The following is a 17,156-nucleotide window of genomic DNA, read 5'->3' as shown; positions in this document are numbered from 1 at the left end:
TATGAAAAAAATATGTGTTTTAGGAGTAACTGGTTCGATAGGTCAACAGACGGTTGATGTTGTTAGACATCATCGTGATGAATTTGAAATTGTTGCCATGAGTGCTGGGAAAAATATTGATTTGTTAGAAAAAATCATGACTGTTATTCACGCAAAACATATTTGTGTACAAAAACAAGAAGATATGGAATATCTTCAAAGAAAATATAAGGATGTTCATTTCTATTGTGGGCAGGATGGTTTAATTCAAATTGCAACTTTACCACAAATTGATATTGTTTTAAATGCGATTGTAGGGTTTGCTGGATTGGTTCCTACCATGAAAGCTATTCAGGCTCATAAAGATATTGCTTTAGCCAATAAGGAAACATTGGTTGTTGCGGGTCATTTAATCATTCCATTGGTCAAAGAAAACAATGTACAATTATTGCCAGTGGATAGTGAACATTCTGCTATTTTTCAATCTCTTAATGGTGAATATCATGGGGAGATTCGTAAGATTATTTTGACAGCCAGTGGTGGGAGTTTCCGTGATAAATCAAGAAGTGAACTAGAACATGTGAGCGTTGAAGATGCTTTAAAACATCCTAATTGGTCAATGGGAGCAAAAATTACAATTGATAGTGCAACGCTTTTTAATAAAGGGTTAGAAGTGATGGAAGCCAAATGGCTTTTTGATGTTGATTATGATGATATTGAAGTGCTGATTCATCCAGAAAGTATTATTCACTCTATGGTTGAATATCAAGATACTGCCATTATTGCTCAACTGGGGACACCAGATATGCGTTTACCTATTCAATATGCTTTAACGTATCCTCATCGTTTGCCTTTACTTGGTGGTAAACATTTATCTTTAAGTGATATGGGAACACTTCATTTTGAAAAACCAGATTTTCATCGCTTCCATGCTTTAGCTTTAGCCTATGAAGCTGGACGTAAAGGTGGTTCCATGCCATGTGTTTTAAATGGTGCAAATGAACAGGCTAATGCACTGTTTTTATCTAAAAAAATTGCTTTTTTAGATATTGAAAAATATGTTGAGGAAACGATGCGAGCACATCATTGGGTTGATCATCCCACTTTAGAACAGCTTATTGAAATTGATCAATGGGCAAGAAATTTTGTACGAGAAAGAGTAGGAGAAATATAGATGCAGACAATCATTACTTTAATAGTATTTTTATTAATATTAGGAACGATTATTATCATTCATGAATTTGGACATTTTATTGCTGCAAAAATATTTGGTGTTTATTGTTCTCATTTTTCCATTGGTTTTGGACCAAAGATATGGTCTAAAAAAGGAAAAGAAACAGAATACGAAATTCGAGCATTACCATTTGGTGGTTTTGTTTCAATGGCAGGTGAAGAACAAAGTGATGATGAAGAATTAAAAGATATTCCTATTGAACGCACTTTAAAAGGAATTAAAACATACCAAAAAGTCATTATCTTTTTAGCTGGTGTTTTCATGAACTTTGTATTGGCTATTGTCGTGACTTTTGGAGTGAATGTAATCAGTGGTCAATTACCTGTTCAAAATGCTCAAATAGGGCAGGTCATAGAGAATTCTCCTGCTCAACAGGCTGGTTTAAAAGCTGGAGATGTGCTTCAAGAATTGACTGTGAATGAAACTGGAGAAGTGATTCTGGTATCCAATTTTGAAGATATTCAATTAACACAAAAAGGATTGAATACAACAGCTGATACCATTCATGTGAAATTGAAGGTTGATCGTCAAGGAAAAACAGAAACTTTACAGGCAACATTAAAGTATGACCAGTCTTCACAAGCTTATAAACTAGGCATTTATCAGGCAACACGTTCTATGAATGTGGCTGAAGCTATTCAGTATACATTTATTTCTATTGGTGAAATGAGTATGGCTATTTTTGCGGCTTTGAGTCAACTGATTACACGCTTTAGTGAAACCGTGACGCAATTATCTGGACCGGTTGGTATTTATCAAGTGACTTCACAAGTGACTGAAACAGGGCAGATCACTTACATTTTAAATTTATTATCTTTGCTTTCTGTCAATGTTGGTATCTTTAATTTATTGCCTATTCCTGCATTGGACGGATGCCAAGTCATTTTTGCGATTGTTGAAAAGATTATTGGACGTGAATTACCAGAAAAAGTAAAGGTTGCTTTGCAGTTATGTGGTTTAGGACTTGTCATGTTGTTAATGATTTTTGTCACGTATCAAGATATTTTAAGAATATTTCAATAAAAGGGATTTCAATCCCTTTTTGATATAGGAGGTTATTTTGATGGATAAAATGCTTATTTTATTGAAGCAACTGCATCTTCAAGATGAAGTGAATGCTTTAAAACATGCGTATATTGAACGTGTAGTTGTACATAAAGATAATTCTTATACATTTTATATTGGTTCTGCGCATATTGTGCCATTAAATGAAATTCGTTTATTATTTTCAGCAAAAAATGAATTTCCTTATCCATGTGAATTTCTTTTTGATTGGGCATCTTCCTATACCCAAAAAGATGCCATCGAATATGCACTTTTTATTTTTGATGGTTTAAAACAACGTTTTCCTCAAATTGATTTTATCAAGGAAGAACTATTATCTTTTGAAGACAATACGCTTCGTATTGAAGTTGTCAATGAGATACAATTACAACAATTAGAAAAATTATATAAGATTTTTGACAAATATTTTAATAAATTTGGAATGCAGATTGGTTTTCATGCATATATTGATCAAAATAATCAGACATATCAATCTATTCAAGAAGAAATGGATGCTTTAAACGAAGTACAAGTTGATATGAAAACTTTTGAACAGAAAGAAGTGACTGTAAAAAAGGAACATAAACCTAAATATCAGGGTTATAAAAAAGATTATTTTGCGATATCTATTGATGAAATTGATGATACTGTTAAAGAAGTCATGATTCAAGGATATATTTTTAAAGAAGATTCTAAGAAGGTTAAATCAGGGAAGACAATTCAATCTTTGTATGTGACGGATTATACCAATAGTATTGTAGTCAAACGTTTTGAAAACAAGGGTGGAAATAGTATTGAGGAAATGAATAAGGTCAAAAAGGGAGATAAATGGGTTCGTGTCAAAGGAAATGTTGAATACGATGCCTATATGAAAGATACTGTCATTATTGCCCGAGAAGTAGAAGTGATTCCTTCGCCTAAAGTTCGTCAGGATCAGGCTGAGAAAAAACGTGTTGAGTTGCATGTTCATTCTAAAATGTCAGCAATGGATGGAATTGGCAGTATTTCTGAATATATTGAAAGAGCTGCTTATTGGGGACATCAGGCTATTGCAGTTACAGATCATGGTAATGTTCAGTCTTTCCCTGAAGCGCAAAGTGCCAGTCTTAAACATAAAATCAAAATGATTTATGGTGTAGAAATGTATATGATTGATCCAGCTTTTACTGTTGTTTATAATGAAAGAAAAGCTTCTCTTAAGGATTTGACATTTGTTTCTTTTGACTTGGAAACAACTGGTTTATCTGTTATGGATGATGATATTACCGAGTTTGGTGCTGTCAAGATAAAAAATGGACAGGAAATTGGTCGTATTCAAAGCTTAATTAAACCAAAAAAGCATATTTCACAAAAGATTACACAGTTAACTCATATTACGAATGATGATGTCAAAGATGCCCCAACCATTGAAGAATTCATTCCACAAATTCTTGATTTCTTTCAAGATGATGTCATTGTAGCTCATAATGCGACATTCGATGTAGGTTTTTTAAATGAAATTCTTGTACGTTATGGTTATCCAAAATTAAAAAATCCAGCCATTGATTCATTAACTCTGGCTTGGAAGTTACTTCCTGATTTAAAAGGGTATCGTTTAGGAAATGTTGCAAGGCATTATCGTATTCCATATGATGGTGATGATGCTCACCGTGCTGATTATGATGCTGAAGTTCTGGCAGGTGTTTTCAATATGATGCTACATGATTTAATGCAACAGGGATATTATGATGTGCTGGACATGAATGCAATGGAATGTCCTAATGCCTATAAGATTGTCCGTCCTAAACATATGTGTGTCCTTGCGAAAAATAAAACAGGATTAAAGAATATGTTTAAACTTGTTTCAGAAGCGAACACAACTTATTTTGAAAAAACATCCCGTATTCCTCGTGAACGACTTGAATTTTATCGTGAAGGATTGCTGTTTGGAAGTGGCTGCTATAACTCAGAAATCTTTGATCTGGCTATGACAAGAAGTCTTGATGAATTAAAACAGGCAATGGCATTTTATGATTATATTGAAATTATGCCATTAGATATCTGCCAATATTTTGTGGAACGTGGTCGTATTGATACAAAGGAAGATTTAATTCGTATTTTACGTCGTATTGTAGATACAGCTAAAGACATGGGAAAAATGATTGTAGCGACTGGTGATGTTCATTATCTAGATCAAAAAGATAAAATTTTTAGAGATGTCTTTACTTGTAACCCTAAAATTGGACTGGGAGGAGCTTTGCATCCTTTGACAGATCGTTCTAATCCCACTGCCTGGACACCGGATGAATATTTACGAACAACTGAAGAAATGATGGTTAGTCTATCTTATTTAAGTGAAGATGAAAAATATGAATATGTTGTTGAAAATACAAATAAGATTGCGGATATGATTGATGGAACATTCCATGTTGTCCATGACAAATTGTTTACACCACATATTGATAATGCAGATGAAAATTTACGTCAACTCTGTTTTGATAATGCTCATAAACAATATGGGGAAGTTTTACCGGATATTGTTGAAAAACGTTTAACAAAAGAATTGGATAATATTATTAAACATGGTTTTGGTGTGATTTATTATATTGCTCATAAACTGGTTAAAAAATCAAATGAAGCAGGATATCTAGTAGGAAGTCGAGGATCGGTAGGATCATCCTTTGTTGCGACAATGGCTAATATATCAGAAGTAAATCCTTTACCTCCACATTATTATTGTCCACATTGTCAATATAATGAGTTTTTACCAGAAGGTTATATTGCTAATGGATATGATTTACCAAATAAAACATGTCCAAAATGCGGACATCCTTTAAAAGGGGATGGACATAATATTCCATTTGAAACATTCTTAGGTTTTAATGCTGATAAAGTCCCAGATATTGATTTAAACTTCTCTGGAGATTATCAGCCAACCGCTCATGCTTATACAAAAGAAATTTTTGGAGAAAGTCATGTTTATCGTGCTGGAACGATTTCAACAGTAGCTGAAAAAACGGCATATGGTTATGCTAAAGGGTATGCTGAATTAATGGGAAAAGAAAATACGATGCGTCAAGCAGAGTTAGAAAGAATTGCGAAAGGATGTACAGGGGTCAAACGTACAACTGGTCAACATCCTGGAGGGATTATTGTTATTCCAGAAAATATGGATGTCTTTGATTTTACACCTTATCAATATCCCGCTGATGATTTGAGTGCTGAGTGGAAAACGACACATTTTGACTTCCATGCCATTCATGATAATGTTTTGAAATTTGATATTTTAGGTCATGTTGATCCAACAGTTATAAGAATGTTGCAGGATTTAACGGGTGTTAATCCTAAGGATATTCCAACCAATGATCCTAAGGTTATGAGTTTATTTAATTCTACGGATGCTTTGGGAATTGATTTGAGTTTTTTGAATTGTAAGACAGGTGCTTTAGGATTACCGGAATTTGGAACGAAGTTTGTACGTGGAATGCTTGAACAGACACATCCAACGTCTTTTAGCGATCTTGTCATTTTGTCAGGTCTTTCACATGGAACGGATGTTTATTTGGGAAATGCAGAAACTTTAATTAGTTCTGGAACATGTACTTTAAAAGAAGTTATTGGATGTCGTGATGATATCATGGTCTATTTAATTGAAAAAGGATTACCAAATAAAGATGCCTTTGATATTATGGAATGTGTTCGTAAAGGAAAATCACCAGTTGTCTTTCCAGAAAAGAAATATGAAGAATTAATGCGACAACATGATGTCCCAACGTGGTATATTGAATCATGTAAGAAAATCAAATACATGTTCCCTAAAGCTCATGCTGCAGCTTATGTTTTAAGTGCTGTTCGTGTAGCTTGGTGGAAGCTGTATTATCCTCGAGAATATTATGCGGTTTATTTTACAACGCGTTGTGATGCCTATGATATTGAAACGATGATTCAAGGGCGTGATGCTGTGTATCATAAATATCAAAGTATTTTGAATGACAAACAAAATGGTATCAAGATTTCTAATAAAGAAGAAGCTTTGATTTCTGTTTTTGAAATTGCTTTAGAGATGTTTGAACGTGGTTACCATTTCAGTAATATTTCTTTGGAAAAATCAGATTCACAAAATTTTATAATGGATCCAGATGATGATACAGCTTTGTTGCCACCATTTGTTTCTATTGATGGGCTAGGAACATCGGTTGGTGATAGTGTCGTTGAAGCACGTCAACACAATAAGTTTTTATCGAAAGAAGATGTGATGAAACGTACAAAATTAACAAATAATCAAATTGACTTTTTAACAAAGCTGGGAGCTTTTGAAAATATGTCAGAAGAAAATCAGTTATCATTATTTGATTTATGGTAAAAAATAATGATGAAAGCATTGTTTTTTGTGATTGATTATGTTATATTATAAAAGTAATCAGTGATTTACGAGAGGGGGAACCCTCTCGTTTATATTTGTAGACGGAGGATTATATGTTAGAAAAAATAAAACAACTTATTCAACCCATACTTGATGAACATGATGTTTATCTTGATGACATTGAATATGTCAAAGAAAAAAATGAATGGTACTTACGCATTTTTATTGAAAAGAATAATGGGCATCTAGATATGGATACATGTGTGGCTGTCAGTGAAGCCATTAGTGAGATGTTAGATCAAGAAGATTTGATTGCTGATGAATATTATTTGGAAGTATCTTCTCCCGGTGCTGAAAAACCTTTAAAAACATTACAAAAGGTGCAAGATTCTGTCGGTGAATATGTGTATATTCAATTTAAGAATCCAACATTAGGAATGAATGATGTTTATGGAACAATTCTAAGTGTGGAAGATACACGTATTGAATTGCAGTATATGGTAAAAAATATAAAGAAAAAATGTATCATTGATTACAATGATATTGCATTTATAAGGTTAGCTGTTCAATTTTAAGGAGGATCATAAAAAATGGCTAGTAAAAAATTTATTCAGGCACTTGATTTATTAGAAAGTGAAAAAGGAATCAAGAAAGAAATTGTTCTTGATGCTTTAAAAGAAGCACTAGAAAAATCATATAAAAAGAATTATGGGGGTCCTGAATCTATTATTCGTGTGGAAATTAATGAAATCACTGGAAAAATTCGTTTATATGAAATTAAACATGTTGTTGATGATGTGAATGATGAAGATTATGAATTGTCTTTAGAAGAAGCACAAATGATTAATCCAAAATATCAAGTAGGTGATGATGTTGTCACTGAAGTTGATCCTGAAGTCTTTGGGCGTTTAGCAGCCATTCAGACAAAACAGCTTTTAAAACAAAAAATTAGAGAAGCTGAAAAAGAAACATTATATAATGAATATATTGATAAAAAAGATGATATTATTAATGGAACTGTTGATCGTGTGGAAGAACGTTTTGCGATTATCAATATTGGTAGAACAGGAGCTCTGTTGCCTTTAAAACAACAAATTCCAGGTGAAAAGATTTATGAAGGACAACGTATTAAAGTTTATGTCAGTGATGTTGAACGTAATACCAAAGGAACACATATTGGTGTTTCAAGAACGGAACCGGGATTAGTTAAAAGATTGTTCGAAATAGAAGTTCCTGAAATCTATGATGGCACTGTAGAAATTAAATCTGTATCTCGTGAAGCTGGAGATCGTAGTAAAATCGCTGTTTATACAAGTCATGAAAATATTGATCCAATTGGTGCCTGTGTTGGACCAAAGGGATCACGTGTTCGTAATGTTGTAAATGAATTAAATGGTGAAATGGTGGATATCATTGAGTGGAGCGAAGATCCTGTTGTGTATATTTCTCATGCTCTTTCACCATCTGATGTCGTTCATGTTGATATTCATGAAGATGATCATAGTGCATTGGTTATTGTTCCAGATAATCAATTATCATTAGCGATTGGAAAAAGAGGTCAAAATGCCCGTTTGGCTGTCCGTTTAACAGGATGGAAGATTGATATTAAATCAGTCAGTGAAGCTGCACGTGAAGGTATTGTTTATGGAGCTGATGCTGAATTTGAAAAATCATTTGAAGCAGAAATGACAAAACAGGATGAAGTTATTGAACCGGATCATGATGAAGAAGAAACTTTTGAAAGTGAAGAACATCAAATGGTTGCTGATCTTCAAGAAGATGATATGGTAGAAGATGATAACCATGATGAAGAAACATTTGATGATTATGATGAGGATTATGATGATGAGTATGAAGACTATGATTATGATCCAAAATATGATGAAGATATCGATTATGATGAATTTGATAAATATTATGATGAAAAATAGGGGTGATTTTGAATGCGAAAAATACCTTTAAGAAAATGTGTCGCAACGCAGGAACAACTCCCTAAAAAAGAGTTGATTCGTGTCGTTAGAAATAAAGAGGGAGAAGTTTTTGTTGATCCTACTGGTAAGATGAATGGACGAGGTGCTTATTTAAAAAGAAGTCTGGAAGCTATTGAACTTGCTCAAAAGAAAGGTGTTTTAAAGAAATCTCTGGAAGTTGATATTCCAGATACGATTTATGAGGAATTAAAAAAATATGTTGGATAAAAATAAGGTATCTTTATTAGGACTGGCCATGCGTGCCAGAAAAATAGCGACGGGAGATATTTTATTGAAGTCTATTCGCAGTCAAAAAGCATACTTTGTTTTGATTGCACAGGATGCCAGTGAAAATACAAAAAAAAGATACATGGATAAATGTACTTATTATCATGTCGATTACCAAATTGATGGAACGATTGAAGAAATTTCAAGAGCTATTGGTAAAGATAATCGTGTGGCTATAGGTATATTGGATAAAGGTTTTGCAAATAAAATCAAATCAAAATGAGGAGGTTGATATTATGGCAAAAAAGAATACATCTGCAAAAAAGAAAGGAAATCATCAGAAAAAGAAATTAATTTCTAATATTCCTCAAAAAAAGGAAGAAAAGAAATTAGGTGATGGAATTGTTGAGTATGAAGATGGAATTACTGTTGGTGAATTAGCCGAAATGATTGGGCAAACACCAGCCAATGTCATTAAAGTTTTATTTATGCTTGGAACTATGGTGACAATCAATTCATCATTAACTGATGAACAGGTTGAACTCATTTGTCTGGAATATGGATATGAGGCTAAAAAGAAAGTTGTTGTCAGTGAGATTAATTTTGAAGATATTGAAATTGTTGATGATGAAGCTGATTTAGTTGGTAGACCACCTGTTGTCACAATTATGGGACATGTTGATCATGGAAAAACAACATTGCTTGATTATATTCGAAAATCAAGAGTTGCTGAAGGGGAGTTTGGCGGTATTACTCAACATATCGGTGCTTATCAAGTTGAAGTGGGTGGTAAGAAGATTACTTTCTTAGACACACCTGGACATGAAGCTTTTACAGCTATGCGTGCTCGAGGAGCTCAATTAACAGATATCGTTATCATTGTTGTCGCTGCTGATGATGGTGTGATGCCACAGACAAAAGAAGCTGTAGACCATGCTTTAGCTGCGGGTGTTCCAATTGTTGTTGCAATTAACAAAATTGATAAAGAGGGTGCTGATCCAGAACGTATTAAAGGTGAAATGAGTGAATTGGGACTTATGCCTGAAGAATGGGGTGGAGATACTGTTTACTGTAACATTTCAGCTAAAAAGGGAATTGGTATCGAAGAATTATTGGAAACACTAACTGTTGTTGCTGAACTTGCAGATTTAAAAGCTAATCCAAAACGTTATGCTTATGGTAGTGTTGTAGAAGGACGTTTGGATAAAGGACGTGGTCCTGTTGCTACATTACTTGTTCAAAATGGAACTTTAAGAGCTGGAGATCCTATTGTTGTAGGAACAGCTTTTGGACGTGTGCGTCAAATGTTAGGTGATCATGGAAAAGAATTGAAAGAAGCCGGACCATCTACACCTGTTGAAATTACAGGTTTAAATGATGTCCCTGTTGCTGGTGATAAATTCATGGCATTTGAAACAGAAAAAATGGCTCGTCATGTTGGAGAAGAAAGACAAAAGGCAAAACAGGAACAAGATCGTGGCGTCAGCTCAGCTATGAGCTTAGATGACTTATTTAATCAAATTAAAGAAGGCCAAGTGGCTCATTTGAATATTATTGTTAAAGCTGATGTGAATGGAACTGCTGAGGCTGTTAAGGGATCATTAGAAAAAATTGATATTGATGGTGTTCGTGTCAATGTTATTCGTTCAACAGTGGGAGCAATCAGTGAATCAGATGTCTTATTAGCAAGTGCTTCAAAGGCTATTATTTATGGATTTAATGTACGTCCGGATGCTAATGTTAGACGTAAAGCAGAAGAAGAAGGAGTAGAAATCAGACTGCATAATATTATCTACAAGATGGTTGAAGAAATTGAAGCTGCTATGCGAGGTATGTTGGCTCCAGAATTGGAAGAAGTTGTTACAGGTCAGGCAGAAATCAGACAAGTTATTAAAGTATCTAAAGTAGGAAATATTGCTGGTTCTTATGTAACAGATGGTTATATTCGTCGTGATTGTGGAATTCGTTTGATTCGTCAAGGGGTTGTCATTTATGAAGGAAAACTGGCTTCTTTAAAACGATTTAAAGATGATGCAAAGGAAGTATCAGCTGGTTATGAATGTGGTATGACAATTGAAAACTACAATGATATTAAAGAAGGAGATATTATTGAAGGATTCATTATGGAAGAAGTTGAAAGAAAGTAGGCGTTAATCTTTTATGGTGTTAAAGAAAGAAAAACTTAATAATATTATTCAAAGAGAACTATCTGATATTATTCAAATGGAAGTTAAGGATCCATCTATTGGTTTTTGTACAATTACCGGTGTGGAAGTCACAAATGATTTATCTATTGCGAAAGTTTATGTATCTTTTTTGAATAAAAATCCTCAAAAAAGAATGGAAGCTCTACAGCATTCTAAAGGATTTATCCGTAGTTTACTTGCTAAACGTTTAACAATTCGTAAATGTCCTGAACTTCAGTTTATTATGGATACATCTTTAGAATATGGAAATAAAATTGAAAGTATTATTGAAGAATTACATGATCAAAAAAAGATTTCTAACAATTAGAAATCTTTTTTATTTGAAGAATATTCATAATAAGCATATAATAAAGAAAGGAGGACGTATAAAATGAAAAAATGTATTGTAAACGGGAAAGTGATTCTACATGATGAGATTGTAGAAAAAAATGTATTTATTGATGGTGATAAAATTATGGAAATAAGTGACCGTCAACCAACAGAAGAAGAAATTATTGATGCTAAAGGAGCTTATGTCAGCCCTGGTTTTATTGATGTACATACACATGGGCGTGGTGGTAGTGATACAATGTATGCAACTTTTGAAGATTTAAATACGATTTCAAAAGCAACTTTAAAAACAGGAGTGACATCTTTTTTACCAACAACAATGACAATGCCAGTTGATGATATTACAAAGGCTATTGACAATATCGCAACATATAAAGATCAAGTAGAAGGAGCACAGATTTTAGGTACACATCTGGAAGGACCTTTCTTTAATAAAAAATACAAAGGTGCGCAACCAGAAGAATGTATGATTTTACCAACTGTTGAAAACTATCAGTCTTTTGTGAAGGATCATCAAGACGTAGTTAGAAAAATTTCTATTGCTCCAGAATTAGAACATTCTTTAGAATTGATTGACTATCTCAAAGATAAAAATACAGTTGTTTCTTTAGGGCATACAAATGCAACATATGAACAGGCACAGGCAGCCATTGATGCAGGAGCCACTTCTGGAACACATACTTATAATGCTATGACACCTTTAACGCATCGTGCTCCTGGTGTTGTTGGAGCTGTGATGATTAATGATAGTGTTTATGCTGAATTGATTTTAGATGGTGTCCATGTTAATTATGCTGCAGCAAAAGCATTATTACGTACAAAAGGAAAAGATAAACTTATTTTAATTACTGATTCATTAGAAGCTGCTGGACTGGAAAATGGAAAATATCTTTTAGGAAATCAAGATGTCTATGTTAAAGATGGAGAAGCAAGATTGATTGATGGAACTTTAGCTGGAAGTATTGTTTCTATGAATACAGCTGTTAAAAATGCTTATGAACATCTAGGATTGACTTTAAATGAAGCTGTTAATCTTGCAAGTTATAATCCAGCTCAAAGCTTAAATGAACCATTACTTGGAGAAATCAAAGCAGGAAATTATGCAGATATTATCTTTTTTGATGATGATATTCAAATTTTACAGACAATGATTAAAGGACAAATGAAATAGAGGAGAAAGATATGGCAACTTTAAAAAACAGTGAATTAGAAGTTGAATTAAATGCTAAAGGAGCAGAAATTATTAAAATTATAGGTCAACATGACCATATTAATTATATGTGGCGTAGAGATCCTGCTTTATGGGCAAGTAGTGCTCCTATTCTTTTTCCAATCATTGGAGCATTGCATAATGATGAATGTCTGATTGATGGAAAAACATATCATATGACACAACATGGTTTTTCTAGACATAATGAGTATATGACCCATCAGCTTTCAGATACATGTGTGGAATTTGAACTCACACCTAATGAAGATATTTTAAAACAATATCCTTATTTGTTTGATTTAAAAGTGATTTATACTTTAAAAGAGAACACATTGGAATGTCGCTGTATTGTCAAAAATACTGATGATAAAACAATTTATTTCCAGATTGGAGGACATCCTGCTTTTGCTTGTCCATTCATGGAACATGAATCCAGCAATGATTATTATGTTGAATTTGAAAAAGAAGAAACTCTTGATCAAAAAGTTATAGATGTGGCGCATCGTGCCATGTCACGTATCACAAAACCATTTTTTGATCATGAAAGACGTTTCTTTGTAAGACAAGCTTTATTAGATAATGATGCGATTGTATTGAAAGATTTTCAATCAAGTTATGTTGCGTTAAAATCAATTCATCATCAAAAAGCCATTTATTTCCATATGGGAAATTATCCTCATTTAGGAATCTGGGCAAGTAAACATGTCGGTGGTTTATTAGCTTTAGAACCTTGGAATGGACATGGAGATTATATTGATTTTCATGGTGAATTTAAAGACAAAGAAGGTATGATTGCTTTAGAACCACAACAAGAATTTACTTGTATGTTTGCTATTGAGATTCGTCAATAAATGACATATTTTTGATAGACATGGTGTTATGATAAATATATGAAAATAAAAATTATTGAAAAAGGACACGAATTAGATTTAGAAGATGCCTTAAATGAATTTATTCAAAAAGAAAATCCTAATATTCAAGATATGCAATATCAAGTAGCTTTGACATCATGTCATGGTCAACTTGAATATAGTTTTAGCTGTTTGATTGTATATTCATCTCAAAGACAGGCATAATAATATATGGAGGTGAAACTATGGCTAAAGATGTAAAATGTAGCGTAGATAACTGTAAATATTATTGTGACGGATGTTGTGAAGCGAATTGTATTCATGTTGGAAATTGTCACTGTGTAGAAGCCAAGAAAACTTCTCAAACTGCTTGTGATACATTTGAATGTCGTCAGTAAAAGAGATGAGAAAAGGTATGATTATGGAAACGTAATAATACCTTTTTTTATGACAAGTTCTAGATGAGTCAAGATTTATTATAGCTATCTTTATACAAATTTGTTATAATAGAGGCGGTGATGATATGAAGAAGATATGGATTGGTATGATGATTTTATTATTATGTGTAGCCTGTCAATCATCATCTTCAGATGAACAGTTTCAAGACTATTATCAAATCAAGGAACAACTGATCACACAACACGTTTTTGATAAAGATTATCCATTTTGTGTAAGAGTTGTTTTTAATCGTATAGAGGATGTCTATCGTTATGATCTTATCATTGATCAGCCACAGGTTGATATGTATTATATTGAAGCAATGGCTTATGCTAATGAAAATGATCAGAACATGTGTCCTGTTTTAGGTATTGTTGATGACTCGATAAGTCATTTAAAGGTTCATTATGTTGATAAGTCAAAACATTATTATAAAGGTGTTCAACTTTCAGGACAAACAACTCAAGTGCAGAGTGTCAAGCTCTATATAAGTTATTATTTGGATGAAGACAAAACAGAAAGAGTAGAAAAATATATTGAGGTAGAACCATGAGATTAGATAAATTATTAGCACATTGTGGCTTTGGAACACGTAAAGAAGTGAAACAATTGATTAAAAATGGATATGTTAAAGTAAATGGTGAAGTTATCAAAAAAGATAAGCATCATGTAGATCCTGTTGGTGATAAGGTTTATGTTGATGATGAAGAAATTATGTATCAAAAATATGTTTACTATATGTTAAATAAACCGGCTGGATTTGTTAGTGCAACAGAGGATCATTTTTATCCAACTGTCATTGATTTGATTGAAGAAAACTATCGTCAAGATTTATTTCCTGTAGGAAGATTAGATATTGATACAGAGGGATTGTTGTTAATTACAAATGATGGTCAACTTGCTCATCAGTTACTTTCTCCAAAGAAACATTGTCCGAAAGTCTACTATGCTAAAATTCAGGGAGTTGTGACAAATGATGATGTTCAAACTTTTTTATCCGGTGTTATCATTGATCAGGATTATCAATGCCAGAGTGCACATTTAAAGATATTATCTGTTAACGGGAATGAAAGTGAAATTGAAGTTGAAATATATGAAGGAAAATTTCATCAAATCAAAAAGATGTTTCATGCTGTTGGAAAAGAGGTTACTTATCTAAAAAGAATTCGTATGAAAAATCTTGTCTTGGATGAAAGTCTGGAATTAGGCTCTTATCGTGAATTAACAGATGAAGAATTAGATAGATTAAAAAGCGAAACTGTGCTACAATAAATAAAAATATGGGAGGAATATATGCGTTTAAGAAATAACCCTAAAGCGAATGATATTTTGGCAGCACATGATGATATGGTTGTCATAGATGGAGTGCAATATAAAAATCAATGGCATAAACTTTTTGGGAATAATCATCCCATTTATATAGAAATTGGGATGGGGAAAGGTGATTTCATTATTGAAAATGCATCGCGTTATCCAGAGATTAATTTTATTGGGATTGAAAAGTTTCCCAGTGTGATGGTTGGTGCAGTAAAAAAAATTGATATACAGGACAATCATTTACCAAATCTGAAATTATTAAAAGCTGATGCCATTTCTTTAAGAGATGTTTTTGAAAAAGGTGAAGTAAATCGTATTTATTTGAATTTTAGTGATCCATGGCCTAAAAAACGCCATACAAAAAGACGATTGACATCACCAGCTTTTCTGGAGGTTTTTCAAGACATTTTGGTTTTAGATGGTGAATTGATTTTAAAAACAGACAATCGTTCTTTATTTGAATATTCACTGGTTTCTTTTCAAAACTTTGGACTTTATTTTGAAGATGTTTGTCTGGATTTACATCATAGTGAGGGATATGAAGATAATATTCAAACTGAATATGAAAGAAAATTTTCTCCATTTGGACCTATATATCAAATAAAAACAAGATTAAAAGGAGATAAATAATATGGATAATTTAACAAAAATTAGTGATTTACAAGCTTATGAACAAGCTATTCAAGGTCAAGCCATGCTTGTGTTTTCAACAACTTGGTGCCCTGATTGTCATTTTTTAAAAACTTTTATTGATGATTTAGTTGCTCAAAATCCACAATGGACTTTCTATTATATTGATAGAGATGAAATGGTTGATTTATGTATTGATTTAGATATTATGGGAATTCCTTCTTTTGTGGCTTATCGCAACGGTCAAGAAGTGGGACGTTATGTAGATAAATTAAGAAAAACCCAACAACAGATTCAAGCCTTTATTGATCAAATAGCATAATTTTGTAGAAATAGAACATATATGTAAGGAGGAAAGCAGGATGTTTAAAAAGTTTTTCAAAAAAGAAGATGAAGAAGAATTATATGAAAAGGTTGATCCCGTTTTAGAACAAAGACGTAAAGAAAAATTTAGTACACCTTTGATTTATAATGATGAAGTAGAAGAAAATGAACCTAAACAAGATGTTCTAAAAGAAGATGTTAAAAGGAAAGAAACGAAAAAAAGTGTTAATGTTGAAACAACCTATCGTATGAGTGAAATTATTTCACCAATGACGGGTTTAAAAGAAATCAAAAAACCAGAAGTCAAAAAAACAGTGAAACCTAAAGTAAAGAAGGTTAAAAAAGAATCAGATGAATTGATTCCTATTATTAGTCCTTTTTATGGACCATTTGAACAAGTCGAAGAAAAAGTGGAGAAAAAAAAGGAAGAACCTAGTGTTGAACAGAATTTAAGAAATATTGCAAATATTGTTGAAGAAGAACAAGATCAATTAAAAATCATTGAAGAACGTACAGGTGAATTTAAACTTGATTTTCAAAATAAAGATGAGGATTCTTTTATTGATGAAATTGATGATTCTATGAGTTTAGATGAATTGATGAGTCTTTATGAAAAGAAGTTTAAAGATTAATGAAAGGTATTGGGGTGGATATTGTTGATCTTGAACGTTTAGATATACATAATCTTCATTTTGTGAAACGTGTTTTATCTTCTCGTGAATATGAAATATTTACAAGAATACAGTCATCTCGTAGACAATTGGAGTTTTTAGGTGGACGTTTTGCTGGAAAAGAGGCTTATATGAAAGCTTGTCATGTAGGTATTGGAGCAATGTCTTTTCAAGACATTGAAATTCTTAATGATGAAAGTGGTGCTCCTTATTTACATGATCCTCATGCTCATATTTCTATTTCACACGAAAAAAAGTATGCTGTTGCATTTGTTTTGATTGAAAAGTAAAGAATTTTCTTTACTTTTTTTATCCAAAATCATGAAATTGGTCGTGTTTTTTCATAAAAATGAGTTTTTTTGACATAAAAACACTATTTTT

19 protein-coding genes are annotated in these 17,156 nt (G+C 32.6%); all 19 read left to right on the top strand.

The window, feature by feature from the left end:
- The first annotated feature begins 1 nt into the window (after position 1).
- The 19 genes from ACGHJ8_RS07370 (at position 2) to acpS (ending at position 17,065) form a co-directional block, all read left to right on the top strand.
- Entirely contained in the window at positions 2-1,153 is a 1,152-nt protein-coding gene (locus ACGHJ8_RS07370) for a 1-deoxy-D-xylulose-5-phosphate reductoisomerase (RefSeq protein WP_205088795.1), read from the top strand.
- A complete protein-coding gene (gene rseP / locus ACGHJ8_RS07365; RefSeq protein WP_087357463.1) occupies positions 1,154-2,236 on the top strand; it encodes an RIP metalloprotease RseP in 1,083 nt (360 codons plus the stop codon). It abuts the gene before it with no gap.
- A 40-nt stretch (positions 2,237-2,276) separates the two neighbouring features.
- Positions 2,277-6,599 carry a PolC-type DNA polymerase III gene (locus ACGHJ8_RS07360; RefSeq protein WP_390539605.1) on the top strand — a complete coding sequence of 1,441 codons (4,323 nt, stop codon included), beginning with the start codon at positions 2,277-2,279 and terminating at the stop codon, positions 6,597-6,599.
- 113 nt (positions 6,600-6,712) lie between these two features.
- Positions 6,713-7,174, top strand: coding sequence for a ribosome maturation factor RimP (rimP, locus tag ACGHJ8_RS07355; protein WP_205088793.1), 462 nt, complete (start codon positions 6,713-6,715; stop codon positions 7,172-7,174).
- 15 nt (positions 7,175-7,189) lie between these two features.
- Positions 7,190-8,530 (top strand): transcription termination factor NusA, encoded by a 1,341-nt coding sequence (gene nusA, locus ACGHJ8_RS07350; protein WP_390539603.1) that lies wholly within the window; start codon positions 7,190-7,192, stop codon positions 8,528-8,530.
- 12 nt (positions 8,531-8,542) lie between these two features.
- The gene (gene rnpM, locus ACGHJ8_RS07345) at positions 8,543-8,797 is read left to right on the top strand and encodes an RNase P modulator RnpM (RefSeq protein ID WP_390539601.1); all 255 of its coding nucleotides are present in this window, start codon (positions 8,543-8,545) and stop codon (positions 8,795-8,797) included.
- Positions 8,787-9,080 carry a ribosomal L7Ae/L30e/S12e/Gadd45 family protein gene (locus tag ACGHJ8_RS07340; protein WP_087357458.1) on the top strand — a complete coding sequence of 98 codons (294 nt, stop codon included), beginning with the start codon at positions 8,787-8,789 and terminating at the stop codon, positions 9,078-9,080. Before rnpM ends, ACGHJ8_RS07340 begins: the two co-directional genes overlap by 11 nt.
- A 13-nt stretch (positions 9,081-9,093) precedes the next feature.
- Entirely contained in the window at positions 9,094-10,944 is a 1,851-nt protein-coding gene (gene infB / locus ACGHJ8_RS07335; RefSeq protein WP_087357457.1) for a translation initiation factor IF-2, read from the top strand.
- Between the two features lie 13 nt (positions 10,945-10,957).
- The gene (gene rbfA, locus ACGHJ8_RS07330; RefSeq protein ID WP_087357456.1) at positions 10,958-11,311 is read left to right on the top strand and encodes a 30S ribosome-binding factor RbfA; all 354 of its coding nucleotides are present in this window, start codon (positions 10,958-10,960) and stop codon (positions 11,309-11,311) included.
- A 63-nt stretch (positions 11,312-11,374) separates the two neighbouring features.
- Complete coding sequence (gene nagA, locus ACGHJ8_RS07325; RefSeq protein WP_087357455.1) at positions 11,375-12,505, top strand: N-acetylglucosamine-6-phosphate deacetylase; 1,131 nt, start codon at positions 11,375-11,377, stop codon at positions 12,503-12,505.
- 11 nt (positions 12,506-12,516) lie between these two features.
- On the top strand, positions 12,517-13,395 hold the full coding sequence (locus tag ACGHJ8_RS07320; protein ID WP_390539597.1) for an aldose 1-epimerase family protein: 879 nt from the start codon (positions 12,517-12,519) through the stop codon (positions 13,393-13,395).
- Between the two features lie 39 nt (positions 13,396-13,434).
- The gene (locus tag ACGHJ8_RS07315; protein WP_390539595.1) at positions 13,435-13,620 is read left to right on the top strand and encodes a sporulation protein Cse60; all 186 of its coding nucleotides are present in this window, start codon (positions 13,435-13,437) and stop codon (positions 13,618-13,620) included.
- 20 nt (positions 13,621-13,640) lie between these two features.
- Positions 13,641-13,793, top strand: a complete 153-nt coding sequence (locus ACGHJ8_RS07310; RefSeq protein ID WP_087357452.1) for a DUF1540 domain-containing protein — start codon at positions 13,641-13,643, stop codon at positions 13,791-13,793.
- A 125-nt stretch (positions 13,794-13,918) separates the two neighbouring features.
- Positions 13,919-14,386 (top strand): hypothetical protein, encoded by a 468-nt coding sequence (locus ACGHJ8_RS07305; RefSeq protein ID WP_390539593.1) that lies wholly within the window; start codon positions 13,919-13,921, stop codon positions 14,384-14,386.
- Positions 14,383-15,105 carry a pseudouridine synthase gene (locus ACGHJ8_RS07300; RefSeq protein WP_087357450.1) on the top strand — a complete coding sequence of 241 codons (723 nt, stop codon included), beginning with the start codon at positions 14,383-14,385 and terminating at the stop codon, positions 15,103-15,105. Before ACGHJ8_RS07305 ends, ACGHJ8_RS07300 begins: the two co-directional genes overlap by 4 nt.
- Positions 15,106-15,126: 21 nt before the next feature.
- A complete protein-coding gene (gene trmB / locus ACGHJ8_RS07295) occupies positions 15,127-15,780 on the top strand; it encodes a tRNA (guanosine(46)-N7)-methyltransferase TrmB (protein ID WP_087357449.1) in 654 nt (217 codons plus the stop codon).
- 1 nt (position 15,781) lies between these two features.
- Positions 15,782-16,102: a thioredoxin family protein gene (locus tag ACGHJ8_RS07290; RefSeq protein ID WP_087357448.1), complete on the top strand. Its 321-nt coding sequence runs from the start codon at positions 15,782-15,784 to the stop codon at positions 16,100-16,102.
- A gap of 40 nt (positions 16,103-16,142) precedes the next feature.
- Positions 16,143-16,736 (top strand): hypothetical protein, encoded by a 594-nt coding sequence (locus ACGHJ8_RS07285; protein ID WP_087357447.1) that lies wholly within the window; start codon positions 16,143-16,145, stop codon positions 16,734-16,736.
- Entirely contained in the window at positions 16,736-17,065 is a 330-nt protein-coding gene (acpS, locus tag ACGHJ8_RS07280; protein WP_087357446.1) for a holo-ACP synthase, read from the top strand. The genes ACGHJ8_RS07285 and acpS overlap by 1 nt, the downstream gene beginning before the upstream one ends.
- Positions 17,066-17,156 lie beyond the last annotated feature (91 nt).

The organism is Massiliimicrobium timonense, from assembly GCF_042850985.1.
GTDB lineage: Bacteria > Bacillota_I > Bacilli_A > Erysipelotrichales > Coprobacillaceae > Allocoprobacillus.
Note: the sequence above shows the minus strand (reverse complement) of the source record. Positions and strands in the feature narration are given on the sequence as shown.

Bases quoted from the DNA above. Each gene is read 5' to 3' on its own strand.
- rseP (WP_087357463.1), top strand. From the start codon at position 1,154: ATGCAGACAATCATTACTTTAATAGTATTTTTATTAATATTAGGAACG.
- ACGHJ8_RS07305 (WP_390539593.1), top strand. From the start codon at position 13,919: ATGAAGAAGATATGGATTGGTATGATGATTTTATTATTATGTGTAGCC.
- ACGHJ8_RS07340 (WP_087357458.1), top strand. From the start codon at position 8,787: ATGTTGGATAAAAATAAGGTATCTTTATTAGGACTGGCCATGCGTGCC.
- ACGHJ8_RS07310 (WP_087357452.1), top strand. From the start codon at position 13,641: ATGGCTAAAGATGTAAAATGTAGCGTAGATAACTGTAAATATTATTGT.
- ACGHJ8_RS07370 (WP_205088795.1), top strand. From the start codon at position 2: ATGAAAAAAATATGTGTTTTAGGAGTAACTGGTTCGATAGGTCAACAG.
- infB (WP_087357457.1), top strand. From the start codon at position 9,094: ATGGCAAAAAAGAATACATCTGCAAAAAAGAAAGGAAATCATCAGAAA.
- rnpM (WP_390539601.1), top strand. From the start codon at position 8,543: ATGCGAAAAATACCTTTAAGAAAATGTGTCGCAACGCAGGAACAACTC.
- nagA (WP_087357455.1), top strand. From the start codon at position 11,375: ATGAAAAAATGTATTGTAAACGGGAAAGTGATTCTACATGATGAGATT.
- acpS (WP_087357446.1), top strand. From the start codon at position 16,736: ATGAAAGGTATTGGGGTGGATATTGTTGATCTTGAACGTTTAGATATA.
- ACGHJ8_RS07360 (WP_390539605.1), top strand. From the start codon at position 2,277: ATGGATAAAATGCTTATTTTATTGAAGCAACTGCATCTTCAAGATGAA.
- ACGHJ8_RS07320 (WP_390539597.1), top strand. From the start codon at position 12,517: ATGGCAACTTTAAAAAACAGTGAATTAGAAGTTGAATTAAATGCTAAA.
- nusA (WP_390539603.1), top strand. From the start codon at position 7,190: ATGGCTAGTAAAAAATTTATTCAGGCACTTGATTTATTAGAAAGTGAA.
- trmB (WP_087357449.1), top strand. From the start codon at position 15,127: ATGCGTTTAAGAAATAACCCTAAAGCGAATGATATTTTGGCAGCACAT.
- ACGHJ8_RS07315 (WP_390539595.1), top strand. From the start codon at position 13,435: ATGAAAATAAAAATTATTGAAAAAGGACACGAATTAGATTTAGAAGAT.
- rimP (WP_205088793.1), top strand. From the start codon at position 6,713: ATGTTAGAAAAAATAAAACAACTTATTCAACCCATACTTGATGAACAT.
- rbfA (WP_087357456.1), top strand. From the start codon at position 10,958: ATGGTGTTAAAGAAAGAAAAACTTAATAATATTATTCAAAGAGAACTA.
- ACGHJ8_RS07285 (WP_087357447.1), top strand. From the start codon at position 16,143: ATGTTTAAAAAGTTTTTCAAAAAAGAAGATGAAGAAGAATTATATGAA.
- ACGHJ8_RS07290 (WP_087357448.1), top strand. From the start codon at position 15,782: ATGGATAATTTAACAAAAATTAGTGATTTACAAGCTTATGAACAAGCT.
- ACGHJ8_RS07300 (WP_087357450.1), top strand. From the start codon at position 14,383: ATGAGATTAGATAAATTATTAGCACATTGTGGCTTTGGAACACGTAAA.